This is a genomic window from Arsenicicoccus dermatophilus, assembly GCF_046267915.1.
In the GTDB taxonomy this organism is placed as follows: Bacteria; Actinomycetota; Actinomycetes; order Actinomycetales; family Dermatophilaceae; genus Arsenicicoccus; species Arsenicicoccus dermatophilus_A.
Map to the genome: position 1 here is coordinate 48,567 of NZ_CP176520.1, position 15,387 is coordinate 63,953.

The 15,387-nt window shown below is 76.2% G+C and carries 15 protein-coding genes; 6 read left to right on the forward strand and 9 right to left on the reverse strand.

What is annotated here, in order from left to right; all coding sequences use genetic code 11:
* Positions 1–3: 3 nt before the first annotated feature.
* Both ACK2IS_RS00585 and ACK2IS_RS00590 read right to left on the reverse strand, forming a co-directional pair.
* Positions 4–186, reverse strand: coding sequence for a hypothetical protein (locus ACK2IS_RS00585; protein ID WP_409484227.1), 183 nt, complete (start codon positions 184–186; stop codon positions 4–6).
* A 139-nt stretch (positions 187–325) separates the two neighbouring features.
* Positions 326–2,095 carry a hypothetical protein gene (locus tag ACK2IS_RS00590; RefSeq protein ID WP_409484228.1) on the reverse strand — a complete coding sequence of 590 codons (1,770 nt, stop codon included), beginning with the start codon at positions 2,093–2,095 and terminating at the stop codon, positions 326–328.
* A gap of 55 nt (positions 2,096–2,150) precedes the next feature.
* On the opposite strand from ACK2IS_RS00590, the gene ACK2IS_RS00595 reads away from it, so the two are divergent.
* Complete coding sequence (locus ACK2IS_RS00595; RefSeq protein ID WP_409484229.1) at positions 2,151–3,431, forward strand: oligosaccharide flippase family protein; 1,281 nt, start codon at positions 2,151–2,153, stop codon at positions 3,429–3,431.
* 84 nt (positions 3,432–3,515) lie between these two features.
* Positions 3,516–3,959, forward strand: a complete 444-nt coding sequence (locus ACK2IS_RS00600; RefSeq protein ID WP_409484230.1) for an SRPBCC family protein — start codon at positions 3,516–3,518, stop codon at positions 3,957–3,959.
* Between the two features lie 73 nt (positions 3,960–4,032).
* On the opposite strand, the gene ACK2IS_RS00605 is transcribed toward ACK2IS_RS00600, so the two are convergent.
* Positions 4,033–5,721 (reverse strand): phytoene desaturase family protein, encoded by a 1,689-nt coding sequence (locus ACK2IS_RS00605; protein ID WP_409484231.1) that lies wholly within the window; start codon positions 5,719–5,721, stop codon positions 4,033–4,035.
* A gap of 183 nt (positions 5,722–5,904) precedes the next feature.
* On the opposite strand from ACK2IS_RS00605, the gene ACK2IS_RS00610 reads away from it, so the two are divergent.
* Positions 5,905–6,585 (forward strand): hypothetical protein, encoded by a 681-nt coding sequence (locus ACK2IS_RS00610; protein ID WP_409484232.1) that lies wholly within the window; start codon positions 5,905–5,907, stop codon positions 6,583–6,585.
* A 410-nt stretch (positions 6,586–6,995) separates the two neighbouring features.
* On the opposite strand, the gene ACK2IS_RS00615 is transcribed toward ACK2IS_RS00610, so the two are convergent.
* Positions 6,996–8,375: a DUF2786 domain-containing protein gene (locus ACK2IS_RS00615; protein ID WP_409484233.1), complete on the reverse strand. Its 1,380-nt coding sequence runs from the start codon at positions 8,373–8,375 to the stop codon at positions 6,996–6,998.
* Between the two features lie 166 nt (positions 8,376–8,541).
* Here ACK2IS_RS00615 and ACK2IS_RS00620 point away from each other — a divergent pair, with 166 nt between their 5' ends.
* Positions 8,542–9,903, forward strand: a complete 1,362-nt coding sequence (locus tag ACK2IS_RS00620; protein ID WP_409484234.1) for a dicarboxylate/amino acid:cation symporter — start codon at positions 8,542–8,544, stop codon at positions 9,901–9,903.
* A gap of 58 nt (positions 9,904–9,961) precedes the next feature.
* On the opposite strand, the gene ACK2IS_RS00625 is transcribed toward ACK2IS_RS00620, so the two are convergent.
* Positions 9,962–10,735, reverse strand: coding sequence for a PIG-L deacetylase family protein (locus ACK2IS_RS00625; RefSeq protein ID WP_409484235.1), 774 nt, complete (start codon positions 10,733–10,735; stop codon positions 9,962–9,964).
* A 10-nt stretch (positions 10,736–10,745) separates the two neighbouring features.
* Positions 10,746–11,060: a hypothetical protein gene (locus ACK2IS_RS00630; protein WP_409484236.1), complete on the reverse strand. Its 315-nt coding sequence runs from the start codon at positions 11,058–11,060 to the stop codon at positions 10,746–10,748.
* An 81-nt stretch (positions 11,061–11,141) separates the two neighbouring features.
* Here ACK2IS_RS00630 and ACK2IS_RS00635 point away from each other — a divergent pair, with 81 nt between their 5' ends.
* Complete coding sequence (locus tag ACK2IS_RS00635) at positions 11,142–11,318, forward strand: hypothetical protein (RefSeq protein WP_409484237.1); 177 nt, start codon at positions 11,142–11,144, stop codon at positions 11,316–11,318.
* A 40-nt stretch (positions 11,319–11,358) separates the two neighbouring features.
* On the opposite strand, the gene ACK2IS_RS00640 is transcribed toward ACK2IS_RS00635, so the two are convergent.
* The 3 genes from ACK2IS_RS00640 to ACK2IS_RS00650 form a co-directional block, all read right to left on the reverse strand.
* Positions 11,359–12,240, reverse strand: coding sequence for an NAD(P)H-hydrate dehydratase (locus ACK2IS_RS00640; protein WP_409484238.1), 882 nt, complete (start codon positions 12,238–12,240; stop codon positions 11,359–11,361).
* Positions 12,237–13,010: a histidine phosphatase family protein gene (locus ACK2IS_RS00645; protein ID WP_409484239.1), complete on the reverse strand. Its 774-nt coding sequence runs from the start codon at positions 13,008–13,010 to the stop codon at positions 12,237–12,239. The genes ACK2IS_RS00640 and ACK2IS_RS00645 overlap by 4 nt, the downstream gene beginning before the upstream one ends.
* A 242-nt stretch (positions 13,011–13,252) precedes the next feature.
* A complete protein-coding gene (locus ACK2IS_RS00650) occupies positions 13,253–14,635 on the reverse strand; it encodes a hypothetical protein (protein WP_409484240.1) in 1,383 nt (460 codons plus the stop codon).
* A 31-nt stretch (positions 14,636–14,666) separates the two neighbouring features.
* Between ACK2IS_RS00650 and ACK2IS_RS00655 the strand changes: the two genes are divergently transcribed.
* Entirely contained in the window at positions 14,667–15,074 is a 408-nt protein-coding gene (locus ACK2IS_RS00655; RefSeq protein ID WP_409484241.1) for a hypothetical protein, read from the forward strand.
* Positions 15,075–15,387 lie beyond the last annotated feature (313 nt).

Sequence of the window (15,387 nt, forward strand, 5' to 3'; positions counted from 1 at the left end):
CGGTCAGCCGCCGTAGTTGATCAGCTCGTCGGCAGTCAGCTGGTTGCCCTGGGAGGTGCCGGCCTTGGCGTCGTTGGGCGCGGACGAGGCGATCGCGTTGACGGCGACGGTGGCGGCGCCGAGGCCGAGCAGGCAGCACACGGCGGTGATCAGGGCGGCGGTGGAACGACTGGTGGTCTGCGGCATGGGGGACCTCTTCGTCTCGGCGGGGGCCGGGCAGTCGAGCGGCTACGGCGGTGCGGCTGCTGGGGGCGACTACCAGTAGGTAGGGTACGGCGCCGGCCGCGCGCTGTCCCCCACTGTCTCACGGCGCCCTCTCGACGGCTCACCCCGCTGACGCACCGTCGAGCAGCCACACCTGCAACGGCCCGCGCACGGGGACCCTCCGGGCACCGCGCGGCGGGGGGCCGACGGCACCGGGAGTGCCCGTCCACACCGCCACCGCCTGTACGCCCAGAGACCGCAGGGTCGCGCCGTCACCGCGCCGCCAGGCGTCGACGGCCCGCCGGTCGTCGTGGCCCACCACGAGGGTGCGCCCACCCCGGCGCACGGTCAGGTCGCGGGAGCTGAGCACCCGCCCGGGCAGCGCCAGCGGCAGCGGGTCCAGGAAGGGCTCCGGCCCCGCCCAGTCCTGCCGCCGCAGGGGCTGCCACGGCAGCACCAGCGTGGTCCGGTCACCGAGCGCCGCGACCGCCTGGTCCCAGCCCGCCGGCCAGACCACCGGGCGATAGGCCCGGTGCAGCCGGGCGGGGGCGTCCGGGCAGGTCAGCGCCGCCAGCGCCAGCGCCCCGACGGCCGCGGTGACCTGCAGCACCTGCGCGAGCCGGTATGCCGGGAGCGCGGTCCCGGGCCGGACGGGGTGAGACCGGTCCGCAGAGGTCAGGGCCGGGATCCGGGCCACCCCGAGCCCCACCAGGACGGCGAGGGCCAGGGCGCTCACCCCGAGCCAGCGATGGGTGTCGCGCAGGATCCCGACGCCGGGGACGGCCTGGGCAGCACCCCACAGCGCGAGCCCCGGGCCGGTCGAGAGGAGCAGCGCGAGCGCCGGCGGTCCGAGCAGCGCCGGCCCCAGCAGCAGGCGCACGCCAGGTCCGTCGGGGTGGCGGTCGTCCTCGCGCCCGTCGTCCTCGCGTCCGTCCGGTCGCCACCGTGGGTGCGGCCGCAGCAGCACCCACAACGCCGCGGCCAGCAGGGCGGCGCTCGCGACCAGGGCGGGCGCGCCCCCGCGGGAGGCCAGGGTGGCACCCGGCGCCCAGACCCCGCCGCCGGTGAGGACGTCCAGCAGCGCCGGCACCCCTCCCGTCCGCACCGCGAAGGCCGCCGCCCCCGCCCGCTCACCCGTCCCGGGGGAGCCGCGCAGCCCGGCCACCACCCAGGGCAGGCACCAGGCGGCGCCGAGCCCGAGCAGGCTCCCGAGGTCTCGTCCGCGGCGGGTGAGCGCGCTGGTCAGCACCACGGTGAGGAGGGCGAGGAGTCCGCCGTACGGCGTGAGGGCGGCGGGCACGGCGGCCGCCAGGACGGCCCCGAGGCGCCAGGATCGGGAGCAGTCGAGCCGCACCGCCGCCACCAGCCAGGGCACCATCGCCCAGGCGAGCAGGGTCGGCGGCTGCCCGAGGAGCAGCCGCTCCGCCGGATAGGGATGCCAGCAGGTCAGCGCCGCCGCCGTGACCGCCGCCGCCGTCCCGTGCCGCCGCAGCAGCACCGCCACCCCGCAGCCGGCCAGGGCCAGCGACGCGAGCAGCATCACCTGCTGCTGCAGGCCGGTGGGCGCCACGGGCGCGAGCAGGGCGGTCACCGCGTCCAGGGGGACCCCCCGCGGGCCCTGGTCGCCGAGCCCGAGGGTGGCCGCTCCCAGCGCGGGCCGCGGCACCTGCACGAAGTCGCGGTGGAGCAGCTGCCCCCGCCCCAGCGCCGGCCACAGCCACAGCGCGGTGATCAGCAGCGCGGCCGCGCACCCGGCCAGGGCGGCCCGCGGCGCAGGCGACCGGAGCGGCCCCGGGCCCGTCGCGCGGGGTCCCGCCCTGCTCGGTCCGGCCGTGCCCGGACCCGTCGTGAGCCGTCCCGTCCCGAGCGGCTCCGGCTGTCGGCGCGGCATGCAGGCACTATGGCACGCTGACCAGGCCCAGCAGCCGCTATCCGCAGGAGGTCCCATGCGCGCGCGTCGTGCCGTGCCGGCCGGGGCGGTGCTCTTCGCGGGGACCTTCGCCGGGGCGCTCCTCGGCTACACCTTCTTCGTCGTGCTCGGGCGCGTCCTGTCCCCCGCCGACCTCGGCGCCGTCGGCTCGCTGATCAACCTGTCCACGATCCTGACCGTCCCCGGCGTGGGTCTGCAGCTGGTGACGGCTCGGCGGGTGGCGGGTGGTGCGGCCGCGGGCCCACGATCGCTGCTCGGCGCCGCGCTGCTCCTCGGCGGGGGGCCTGCGCTGCTGCTCGCCGGGTGTGCCTGGCTGGTCGCTCCCGTTCTGCACCTGGCCTCCCCGTGGCCGGTGCTCGTGCTCGCGGCCTCCGCGGTGCCCCTCACCATCACCTCGGCGGCCATCGGGCTGCTGCAGGGCCGCGAGTCCTTCGGCGCCGTGGGGCTGCTCGCCCTGCTGACCGGCGTGGTCAAGGTCCTCGCCGCGCTCGTCACCGCCTGGCTCGGTGCCGGCGTCCTGGCCGTCACCTGCTGGTATGCCGGCGGCTGGGTGCTCCTCGCCCTGGCCGGCGCCGCGCTGGTGCGACGCACGCGGGCAGGCGGCGGGCAGACCCCTGCGGCATACGACCGCACCTGGACCGATGGGCTCGCCCGCGCCCGCGAGGCCCTGGCCGCGGCCGCGCCCACCGCCGGGCTGCTGGTGCTGTCCAGCCTCGACGTGCTGCTCGCGCGGCACCACCTGGCCGACGGGCGGTCCGGGACCTACACCATGGGCGCGTTGTTCGAGAAGGTCGCCTTCTGGGGGCCGCAGTTCCTCGCGACGCTGTACTACCCGCGGATGGCCCGTCCCGCCGAGCGCGTCGCCGCCGTGCGGGCCGCGCTGGGGTTGACCGCCGGCGTCGGTCTGGTCGGGGTGGCGCTCGCGGCCGGGCTCGGGGACCTGCTCGTGCGGGTCGCGGGCGGGGCGCGGTTCGTCGGGGAGCTGGGGCCGCTGGCCTGGGCCTTCACCACTCTCGGGGTGCTGCTGGCGCTGGTGCAGGTGCTGGTGTACGCCGACCTCGCGGTGCACGGGCACCGGGTGGGCGCCGCGGTCTGGGTCATCGTGGTCGCGGCCGTCGCCGCCGTCGCGGCGTGGCACGCGAGCGTGGCGGCCGTGGTCCTCGCGGTCCTCGCCTGCGTGGCCGTCCTGGTCGTGGTCGCGCTCGCGCTGGTGCGCCGCGCTCCCGTGGCGGCGCCGACCCCTCCCACCCGGTGCCCGCGCACCCGGTGCCCGCGCAGGCCGAGACCCCGCAGCTGACCGGATCGCCGTGCCGGGGCGACAACTCCCGCTCACCGCGCCGCACCCGGCATGCTGGAGACACACCCACGACCAGGAGGATCCGTGCACACCGAGCAGCGCCGCACCACCGCCACCCCCGACCAGGTCTGGCGAGTCCTCGCCGACGGCTGGACCTATCCCTGCTGGGTGGTCGGTGCCTCCCGGATGCGCGCGGTCTCCGCGGACTGGCCGGCCGTGGGCGCCCGCCTGCACCACAGCGTCGGCGCCTGGCCGACACTGCTCGACGACGAGACCTCCGTCATGGAGGTAGAGCCCGGTCGCCGCATCGTGCTGCAGGCCAAGGCCCGCCCGTTCACCCGCGCCGCCGTCGAGATCACCCTGGAGCCGCAGGCCGGCGGCACCCTGATCAGCATGCGCGAGGACACCGTCGCCGGCGTCACCCAGGTCGTCCCGCACCAGCTGCGCCAGGCCGGGGTGGCCCGCCGCAACCGCGAGGCGCTGCTGAGGCTGGCGCTGATCGCCGAGCAGGCGACCGAGCCCCGCTGACGGTCGGCTCCTCCCGGACGAGGGCGGCACCCCGAGCGGGGCGCCGCCCTCGTCGTGCGGTCTGCGGGGGCCCTCAGCGCACGGTCGGCAGCTCGGCGTACAGCCGGTGCAGCGCAGCCAGGCTCAGCCGCCGTGCCGGCCGACCCCACCAGGAGCGGTCCGCCAGGGCCGCCCGTGCCGCGAGGTAGCCGCAGCCGCCGTGCACCCCGCCGCCGGGGTGGACCGCGGCGCTGCCGAGGTAGAGCCCGGCGACGTGGGTGCGCGGGCCCCCGAGTCCCGTGGTCGGCCGCCAGATCGCCTGCTGGAAGAGCTGCATCGTGCCGCCGCCGACCGCGCCGTCCCCGAGGTTGGCGTCGCTGCCGTGCAGGCCGTCCGGCTCCTGCTCCCAGCGGTCGACGACGAGATCGCGCCAGCCTGGCGCGAGGTCCTCCAGCATCGCCTCGGACGCGTCCGTGAGCTCCCGGGCCGCACCGGTGTCGGTGACGCCGCGGGGCAGGTGGGTGTAGAGCCACAGGGTCTCCGTGCCGTCCGGCGAGCGCGTCGGGTCGATCGTCGACATCTGCCCCACCAGGGCGAACGGTCGTGCGGGCACCCGGTCGGACCCGAGGTCGGCCGACCAGCGGACGAGCCCGTGCCGGTCCTGCCCGGCGTGGACGACGGCCGCCCCGCGGGCACGCTCGGCGAGCCACGGCACCGGCGCGGACAGGCGGTAGTTGAGCTTGAGGGTCGGCAGGTCCCAGGCGAACCGGTCCAGGCGGGCCCGCAGGCCGGCGGGCACCGCGTCGGAGGGGAGCAGCCGGTCGTAGAGGTCGGGGGCGCTCGTGTCGGCGATCACGGCGCGCCGGGCCCGGACGCGGCGGCCGTCGACGGTCTCCACGCCATGGGCCCGACCGCCCGACACCACGACACGGGCCACCCGCTGCCCGGTCTCGACCTGCGCTCCGGCCGCTCGGGCCCGGGCGGCGAGCGCGTCGGCGAGCCGCTGGGTGCCCCCGCGCGGCGACGGGAAGCCCACGTCCTGGGCCAGCATCGACATGATCCAGCCGAAGAGGCCGCTGCCCGGCGCCTCCGGGGGGATGTCGGCGTGCATCGCGTTGCCCGCGAGGATCTGACCGCCGCGCACCCCGCCGAAGAGCTCCGCCCCCATCCGGTCCACCGGCAGCAGCGCGAACCGCACGAAGTCCGGCAGCTGGGCCGCGCCGATCCCGGCCAGCAGCGCGGGGATCGGCCGGACCGGCGGCCAGGCGGTGAGCAGGCTCGCGAGCAGCGGCTCACGGATCGACTCCCACTGGTGGACCATCCGCAGCCAGGTCTGCCCGTCGCCCGGGTGCTCGGCGTCCAGCAGCGCGGCGGTGTCCTCGGCCCGGTCCTCCACCGTCGAGCCCTGCCGGTCCTCGGCGTCGGCGACATGCACGACCGGGCGGGGTGCGTGCGCCCACTGCAGGCCGTATGCCGGCAGGTCCAGCGCCTGCAGCACCGGTGAGGCCGCCCCCAGGGGGTGGCAGGCGCTGAACTCGTCCATCACCCAGCCGTCCACGTCGCGGGACGAGACGGCGCCGCCGACCGTGTCGCGCGCCTCGAGGACGAGCACGTCCCAGCCGGCGTCGGCCAGGGTCGCGGCGGCGACCAGGCCGTGGTGACCGGCCCCGACGACGACGGCGTCGACGGTCTCGGTCGGGCGGGTGGTGGCGGCCGGGGTGGCGGTGCCTGCGGCGTCGGCGGGCAGGGTGGGGCGGGCGGGGGCGACGGGGCGGAGGGCCATGGCTCCCACGATGCCGCACCCGGGGTGCGGTGGGAGCGTTGCCCGGACGCGATCGTGTCGTCCCACCGACGGGACGGCGCGCACCGGACGACGCGGACCGGACGGCGTGGGCGGCACCGCGGCGGCCAGGATCCGGCCGACGCCAGGGCCCGCCGACGCGCCTGCGGCCCCTAGGGTCGACCCATGGCCCGCGCACCCCGCAACCGTCCCGCCGCCGACGCCGGGGTGCTGCTCCCCGACGACGACCAGGCCGCCGTCGACGGTCGCCTCGCCCTGCTGGACCGGCCGCACGTCGCCCCCCTGGTCGAGCGGGTGCGCCGGCTGCGGGACGAGACCGGCGAGGACGTCCCGTGGCCGGACCCGCTCGGCGGGGGCATCCGGGCCCGCGTGGTGCTGCTGCGCCGCGACCCCCGCTGCTCGGCCGTCCGCGGCGCCCGCCTCGCGACGGCTCACCGCGACGACCCCGCCTCGGGCAACCTGCTGACGGCGCTCGACCAGGCCGGTCTGCCCTATGCCGAGACCCTGCTCACCGACGTGGTGCCCTGGTGGGTGGAGGACCCCGACCGCGACGTCATCCCCGGACGCCGTCGGCGCGTGGGTGACCAGGCGCGCCGTGCTGCGCCATACCTGCTGGAGCTGCTGGGGTCGCTGCCGTCCGCGCGGGCCGTGGTCCTGCTCGGCGGGGGCGCCGCCACGACCTGGCGGGCCGCGACCCGGGCCGAGCCCGCCCTCCTCACGCTGCCGCTGCCCGTGCTGACCGCTCCCTCGCCGAGCCCGCTCGCCTGGCACATGCGCGGCCGCGACGGGGTGCCGCACCGGGAGCACCTGGTGGCTCGGCTGGCCGAGGCGGCCCAGGCCTGCTGAGCCCCCGGACGGGCCGCAGCGCTCTCCCCCTGACGGAGCGCTGCGGCCCTGGGCCGGAGCCCACGTGCCTCCGCCGACCACGGCGGCGACTCGCGGGGCGTCCCCACGTCCGCGGGTCGTCTCGTACGCCCACGTCGTCCTGCGAGGGCTCGTCCCACGGACGCGGGCCGCCTGGCGGCGAGGACGTGGCTCCAGGATCGCGCCCCCGGCCCGCCGCCCGCATCCACCCGGGGGATGGACCTGCCGGGCGGCTCCTCCACCCACGGGGGGACCCCGCCGAGACCTTGGTCGCCCATCCAGGCGCCCTGACCGGGGGCGCCGCGCACCGCGTCCTCGCCACCGGCGCCCCGACCTGCCGCCCGCCCGCCCGCGCCCGACCTGCCCGCCGGTGGACCAGGTCCCGGTGCAGGTCAGCGGTCGAGCGGGCGACCCCAGGACAGCGCGGCCCGGTCCGCGGCGCGCCGTCCCCTGACACAGCCCTCGCGGTCGCGCCCCAGCGGCATCGACACCGTCCGCAGCTGCGGGAACACCTCTCCCAGATAGGACTCCACGGCCTCCTCGCGCGCGGCCAGCACCGGCACGAGCTCCTGCCCGCCACGCTCCTGCGCGTCCACGGCGGCCTGCTCGGTCTCGGCCGCGGTCACCTCGGCCAGGCGCTCGCCGATGCGGGTGGCGAACGCCGCCAGGAAGCTCTGCCGGAAGCTGCGGGTGCGCGAGCCGCCATACGCGTCCTGGCGCCTGCCCTCCCCGTGCATCGCCCGCGTGGCCTGGACGAGCAGCGAGGTGTAGAGCGTCTCCACCGCGTCCAGGTCGGGCCCGAAGCCCAGCAGCGTGACGTAGCCGTCCTCCTTGGCCCAGACGCTGCGGGCGCGGTTGGCGTCGGCGACGACCCCGAGGAGCAGGACCTTCTCCCGCACGTAGGGCGTCTCGATCCACAGCCGCCTGCCGTCCGGTCGCCCGTCGGCCGCGGACCCGCTCCCGGCCGCGGTCGCCGCGAGGAGGGCGTGGTCGATGCTGTGCCGGGCCATGAGCGCCTGCGCGCCTGCGGTGAACGTCTCCGCCTCCGCCTCGTAGGTCGTGGACTCGGCCTTGGCGAGGAGCTGTCGCACCCGGGCGAGGACCTTGTCGTCGACGTCGCTGCGGCGGGTGGCCGGCGTGACGGCGTGGCCGGGCCGGGCGCCGAGCTGCTGCAGCGCGGGGACGCGGCGCAGGACGTGCTCCAGGCGCAGGGCCGCCTCGTAGGTCTCCGCCCGCCCCCACGACGCCGCCCGCGCGCCCAGCCAGGTGAGCGTCCCGCCAGCGCGTCCTGGGTCAGCAGGTCTCGCGGCACCACGTCCCGCGGCACCGCCCCCGCTGCGGTGGTCGTTGCGCGACTCCTGGATGATCGCCAGCTGGTCGTGCCAGCGCGGCTCGACCGTCGCCGCGGCATACCGGCCCAGGTCGTCGGCCACCAGGTCCCCGACCAGCGCGGCGACCCGCCCGACGACCGGGGCCTCGGCACGCACGTGCAGGTCGGCCCGCTGGACGACGTGGTGCAGGTCCAGGGGCTGCCACCCGGTGCGCCACCGCTCCAGCAGGACCTCCCGCAGCCGCTGCGCCAGGGTCTGGTCGACCACCTCGGCGCCGCCGGACCCGGCCAGCACCACCAGGTCGGTCACCGCGTCGTCCAGGTCCCACAGCACCTCGCGGACCAGGGCCGTCACGCCGTCGAGGGCGAGCCGGGTCGCCCGTTCCACCAGCGCCGCCCGCTCGTCCGAGGTGGCCCCACGTCCTCCGGTCGCGTCACCCATGAGCTCCACCTCTCCGCCCGCCTCGGCGGGGCAGCTGCGGCCGTCGCGGGTCCGTCCCGTCCGTCGCTGCGCTCAGACAACCACATCGGCGACGCCAGGCCAGAAATAATCAGATGTTATGAGAGGTTGAAGGTTCAGTTATGCACGAACGACCCCGGAAGGCCTCATGTCCACCTCATCCGCCGTGCGCCGACCTCGGCTGCCGTCCTTCTCCCTGCAGATCGTCCTCGCCCTCGTGCTCGGCCTCGGGCTCGGCTGGGCCGCCCTGGCCCTCGGGCCCACGGCCGGCGGCGGGGACAACTGGTTGACCGTCCTGCTGGACACCGTCGGGTCGACCTTCGTCACCCTGCTCAAGGCCCTGGTGCCCCCGCTGATCGTCACGGCGATCATCTCCTCCATCGCCAACCTGCGCGGGGTCGCCGACGCCGCCCGGCTCGCGGGCAAGACCCTCCTGTGGTTCGCCATCACGGCCCTGGCCTCGGTGCTCGTCGGCATCGGGCTGGGCGTGCTCGTCCAGCCCGGCCGGCACACGAGCATCACCCAGAGCGCCGCCAGGGCCACGAGCACCCACGGCGGCTGGCTGGACTTCGTCGACCAGCTCGTCCCCACCAACGTGCTCGGCCTGGCCGTCACCACCCACGAGGTCGACGGAGCGCTGCAGTCCTCGGTCTCGTTCAAGGCTCTCCAGCTGGTGGTCGTCGCGCTCGTCGTCGGGATCGCCGCCCTCGAGGTGGGTGACGCCGCCGAGCCCTTCCTGCGGTTCAACGCCTCGGCGCTGGCCGTGGTCCAGAAGGTCCTGTGGTGGGTCATCCTCCTGGCGCCCCTGGGCACGGTCGGGCTGGTCGGACGCGCCGTCGCGACCTACGGCTGGTCCTCGCTCGGACAGCTCGGCGCCTTCGTCCTCGCGGTCTACGCCGGGCTCGCGATCGTGCTCCTCGCGCTGTACCCCGCGATCCTGCTCGCCCACGGGCTGAGCCCGCGCAGCTACTTCCGCGGCGCGTGGCCCGCGATCCAGCTCGGTTTCGTCTCCCGGTCCTCGCTCGGCACCCTGCCGCTGACCCAGCAGGTCACCGAGCGCCTGGGGGTGCCCCGGGAGTATGCCGCCTTCGCGAGCCCGCTGGCCGCCACCACCAAGATGGACGGCTGCGCGGCGATCTATCCGGCCGTCGCCGCGCTCTTCGTCGCCCAGTTCTTCGGGGTCCACCTCTCGCTGCTGGACCACCTGCTGGTGGTGGTCGTGTCGGTGATCGGCTCGGCGGCCACCGCGGGTCTGACCGGTGCGATCGTCATGCTGACGCTCACCCTGTCCACGCTGGGCCTGCCCCTGGCGGGCGTGGGGCTGCTGCTCGCCGTCGACCCGATCCTGGACATGGGTCGCACGGCCGTGAACGTCGCCGGTCAGGTGCTGGTGCAGGTCGTCGTGGCTCGCCGCGAGGGTCTGCTCGACCAGTCGGCCTACGACGCGCCGCGGGCGACGGTCCCCGCGGCCGAGGTCGGCTCGGGCTCCCGGGAGGCGGCGCCGGTCTGAGGCCGGCCCTGTGGCGACCGGGCCGCGGCGGCGTCGCGGCCCGGTCGGCTGCCGGCAGTCAGACGGGCAGCCAGCAGCGCTCGGTGGCCGGCAGCACGTCGGGGTCGTCGAGCCGGCGCCCCTCGTGGGTGAGCAGGTCCAGCTGCGAGGCGTAGGCCGCGATCCGGTGGGCCTTGGCCCGGCGCTCGACCGGCATCTCGTGCGGGACCAGGGTGAGGGGCAGCCGCGCGACCTCGTCGGCGGCGGGACGCCCCCACAGGTAGGGCAGGTCCTCGTAGATCCCGACCCGGCCGGTGCGCGCCTCCGCCGCCTCGGCGACCCCCGCGATCCCGGCGATCCCGGTGATCACGGTGTCGCGGACCCACCGGTGGTCCCCGTTGACGCCGGGCACGTCCCGGTCGGGGCAGCGGGCACCGAGGGCGTCCGGCGCGTGGGGCGGCACCCAGCCGGTCGCCGCGGGCACGAGCACGATGCCCTCGGGGTGGACGTCGAGCCAGCGGGCGACCCACCCGGTGAGCAGGCGCGCGTCCTGCTCGGGCCGCCCGCCGTCGACATACTGCTGGTCGAGCAGCCCGAGCAGGTGCCGTCGGTGCGGGGTGCCCGCGAAGGCCGCTTCGTCCTCGGCCAGCCGCCCGGCCATCGCCTCGTCGGAGTCGCGCCACCCGCACGCGCGGTCCCAGTCGCGCACCACGGCCGGCGCGGGCCGGCCGCTGCACACGGTCAGCACGTCCACGGGGTCGCCGCCCGCCACGAGCCACCCGCAGGACAGGACCGCGTCGTCCAGGTGCGGGGCCACGACCAGCCACGGCCCCGGACCGGTGGGCCCGGTCACGCCGCGTCCGTCAGCGCCGGTCGCACAGCGCGTGGGCCGCACCCGCGGACGCCGCGGTCACCACGGCCACGGACGGCCAGGCGCCGATCGACCTGGCGAGCCGGTGCGAGCCGACGAAGCCGCCCAGGTAGACCACCGACAGCGCCGCCGTGGTCGCCGGGTCGGTCTTGGCCAGCCAGGTGCGGCCCGCGAGCAGCCCCGCACCGCCGAGCAGCAGGCCACCGAGCGGGCGGATGCCCGTCTCGCTCGCCAGGGCGAAGCCGCCCGCCAGGCCGAGCACCATCAGGGGAGCGGTCGTGACGTCGTGAGCGTTCTTGAGGTCCATGCCTTCACCGTATGCCGGGAAGGGCGTCCGAGGGGCGGCCGGGGCTCGCCGGTCCCGCGCCGGAGCCGCATCCTGGTGGACATGAGCGACGACGACCTGGACCTGCTGGTGCCCGACGACCAGGGTCCCTCCACCGAGGCCGCCGGGGTCGTCCACCCCGACGGCCACCTCACCCGTCAGACCGACCACCTGGACACTCCCGGCGAGGTGGCCGGGCAGGGCGACGCCGCCGGCCTCACCCAGGACAGCGACGAGTGACCCGCCCGCCGGCCACGCGTCGCACCGGGCGGGCCGCGCCTCAGCCGTCGAGCTCGGCCAGCGTTCGCGGGATCTCGACGAGGAGCTCGCGCGCGAGATATCCACGCCGACCGTGCACCGCGACGAGCCGCTCGCCCGCGCGCCCGTGCACGAAGGCGCCCCACGCCGCGGCCTGCTCGGGCTCGGCGCCCCGCCCCAGCAGACCGAGCAGCACGCCGGCCTTGACGTCGCCGGACCCGGAGACCGCCATACCCTCGCCGCCGGACTCGTCCTGCCAGCTCTCGGAGTCGTCGGGCGTGCAGATCACCGTGGTCGCGGCCCCGGTCACCACGACCGCCCCGGCCTCGGCGGCGAGCCGACGCGCGTGCGTGAGCGGGTCGTCCGACACCTCGTCCTGGTCCAGCCCGAGCGTCGCCGCGAGCTCGCCGAGGTTGGGGGACAGGATGGCGCGGCCGTCCAGATGAGCCACCCCGTCACGGTGCTCGGTGAGATAGGCCATCCCCAGGGCGTCGACGACGACGGGCACCTCGACCTGCGGCACGACCTCGCCCAGCAGGGCGGCCGCGCTGTCCGGCGACATGATCCCGGGGCCGAGCAGCACCGCGGAGCAGTCGGCGGCGAGCTCGACGATCTCCGCGGCGGACTCGGGCGCCAGGTTGCCGTCGGCGTCGGCGGGCAGCCCGGCCACGTAGGCCTCCGGGATCTGCATGGCCATCGGCACCGCGACCTGCTCGACGGTGGCGATCTGCAGCTTGCCGGCCCCCGCGCGCATCGCGGCCTCGGCGGCGAGCAGCACCCCTCCCGGCATCCGGACGTTGCCGCCGACGACCAGGACCCGACCCTGGGACTCCTTGCTGCCGCCGCTGCGCGGAAGCGCCCAGTCACGCAGCAGGCCCGTCGTGATCGGGCGTGGCGCGCTCACCTGTCCGCCTCGGCGGACTGCGGCACCTCGTGCGTGGTCGCGGTGTCGGCGTCGTCCAGGTGCCCGGTCTGCGCGTAGGCGTCCAGGTCGAGCGAGCCGTCACGACCGTCGTACGTCGTCATCGAGCAGTTGGGCATCGGCGTCTCGGTGTCGATGGTGATGATCCCCTGCTCGTCAAGCCCCTCGACGACCAGGCGAAAGCTCATGATCACGGCCTGGTGGCTGAACACCCACACCACCTGGTCGGCATACTCCTGACGGATGTCCGCGAGCACGCTGCGCACCCGTAGGGCCACGTCGCACCAGGACTCGCCGCCCGGCGGACGGTAGTAGAACTTGCCGACCGTGCTGCGCCGCGCGGCCTCCTCGGGGTGCTTCGCGCGGATGCCGTCACCGGTCAGCCCGTCGAAGATCCCCAGGTCGCGCTCGCGCAGCCGCTCGTCGAGGACGAGGGTGTGATCGAGCCCGGCCCGCTCCAGAGCGATCTGCGCGGTGGTGCGGGCCCGCTCGTAGGGCGACGCGAGCACCACGTCCGGACGCTGGTCCTCGGGCAGGTCCTGCAACCACTCGCCGAGCGCGGTGGCCTGCTCCTTGCCGAGGTCGGACAACGGCGTGTCGGCGTCCCGGAAGTCCAGGTCGAGGGTGCCCGAGCCGGCCTTGCGCGCCTCCGCGTCGGCGACGTTGCCCAGGCTCTGGCCATGGCGGACGAGCACCAGGCGGCGCGGGGCCGTCCGGCGACCGGCGGCGATCGAATCGGTCTGGTCGGGCACGGGTTTCTCCTTCGCTCGGTGATCTGGGGGTGCTCCTACCCGCAGGGCACCCCGGTCACACGTACGGCCGTATGCCGGAACCCGCGTCGACCACCCGCTCGCGGGGTGTGCGCGTCGCGCGGACCCGTCCACCCCGTCGACCCGGACCCGCCGCCCCGGCCTACCAGACCGCCCTCGCCCCCCCACCACGGTGCGGTGCGGTGCGGTGCGGGTGCGGGGCCGTGTCGCTCGGAGGTCGCGGGTCAGCGGCGGCCGAAGAGCTTCTTGAAGAAGCCCTTCTCCTGCTTGGGGGTGGCCTCGGGCTGCGGCTCGGGGGTCGGAAGGGGCTCGGGGGCGTGCTGAGGCGTCTGCTCCCGGGGCAGGTCCGCTCCGAAGGCCCCCTCGCCGACGGACGTGACGGCAGGCTCGACGTCCTGGGGGCGGGCAGCCACCCGCTGCTCGTCCAGGGCGCCGCCCGGGAGCTCGGTGGCCGGCTGGGCCTCGGCGGGCGGGTGCGGCGCCACCAGCTCGGGCTGCGTGGCAGGGGACTCGGTGGCTCGGTCGGCCTCCGCCGTGGGGGTGTCCGCCGTGGGGGTGTCCGTCTGGATCGGGGCGGGAGCGACGGTCCCCGGCACCCGGTCGACGGGCGCCGCCGGAGCGGGGGTCGGCTCCGCCTCGGGCGGGGTGCCCGGGGTGCAGGTGCCGTCGACGGCGTGCGGCTGCGGCAGGACCGGGCCCTCCCCGGCGGGCGCGGGCCGCAGCTCGTCGTCCTGGGGCTCGTCGTCCTGGGGCTCGTCGTCCTGGGGTCCGTCGACCTGGGTCAGGTCCCCCTGGTCGGTGAGCGAGGACTCCACCGGCTCGGCGCCGAAGGCCCCGGGCTCCGGGTCCCCGGACAGGGCGGGTTCCGTCCCGAACGAGTCCTCGGTGGTGGTGCCCGCAGGCTCCGCGACCTGGGCCGGGCCGGCGGCCGTGGGCTGCGGCGCGGCCCCCTCGGTGCGGGGCGCCACGGTCTCCGGGGCAGCGGGTTCCTCGGCGTGCTGCGTGGGCTCCACAGGCTGCGGTGCGGCCGCGTCGGCGGCCGGCGGGGTGACCTCGGCGGGCTCCGGAGCGATGGGCGGCTCGATGTACACCACGTCTCCGGTGTCCGCCGCCTCCTCGGCGGGCGCCACGTCCGCGGCCGGAGCCGCGTCCGGGGCGGGAGCAGCGACCGCGGCGGGCTCGGTCAGCGCGGCGAGCTCCTCCGGAGTCTCGTCGCCGTACGCCATCGCGACGAAACGCTTGCGCTCCTCGGCGAACACGCTCACGCCGTCCTGCTGCGCCAGGTGACGGGCGACCACGCGCGCCACGCCCTCGTGCGTCCCGTCCGGGTCGGCGTCGCCGCTCATGTCGATCACGGTGGTGGCGTTGACCAGCGGCCGACGGCGGGCCCCCTCGGGCAGGTAGTCGGCATACATCTCACCCACCCGGTCCGCGTCCTCGAACCAGAAGGTGAACGCATAGCCCTCGCGGGTCCACGTCACCTTGAGCGAGGACTGCTCGGCCTCGCCGCCGGGGCAGCACTCGCCGAGGAGCGCCACGAGCCGGTCGCGGTCGAGCTCGGCCTTGTCGGTCGCGAAGATCATGTGGGGGTATGCGCTGGAGGCCATGCCCCCAGTCTGCCGTCCTAGGCTGAGACCCGTGAATCCGTTCCTGTCCGAGGCCTTCGCCGAGTCGTTGTTGCAGCAGTCCGTGAGCGGGGTCGCCCGGCAGGGTGGCTGGCTCGGGTCCTTCGTCGCCAAGCGGCTCGCGACCGTCACCGCGTCGTCGCTGCTGGAGATGCCGGGGCCGTATGCCGACAGCCTGGCCCGCCTCAGGGCCGTCCGCGGCGAGGCTCCGGAGCCTCGTGACGACGCGCAGGGCGCTCGCGTGTGGGGGTACTCGTGGGTGGAGCGCTCCTCGGTGATGCCGGTGGTGCTCGTGGCGTGGCTCGTCGAGGGGCAGTCGCCGGTGCACGTGGAGGCCGTCACCAAGGCCCGGGCGGGGGACACGTCGGCCGCCGAGGCCGCCATCGCCCAGCTCGCCGAGCGGCTTCGCGCCGCGGGGTGACCTGCTCCGTCGTCCTGCCGGCCGTTCCCCAGCAGACCCGCCGTAGAGGCCTCTGACCGGCGGTGATTCCTGCTGTGCAACAATCAATTTCGCGGATATCGAACGGTCTGACCAGGATGGATCACGCATCGTGTGACGCCTGCCACCGAGCCGGTATTGACGCTCTCATCACCTGATTGGACTATGGGGGCTGTCCGGAACCGCTCCATCTGGACGGCGTCCGCCGCCCTGCTCAGGCGGTGGCTCTCGGGTCCCCCGACCGGTCGGTCCCCCCTCCCTCTTGACCGGGCGTGGGTGCTAGGAGCAGCGTCCG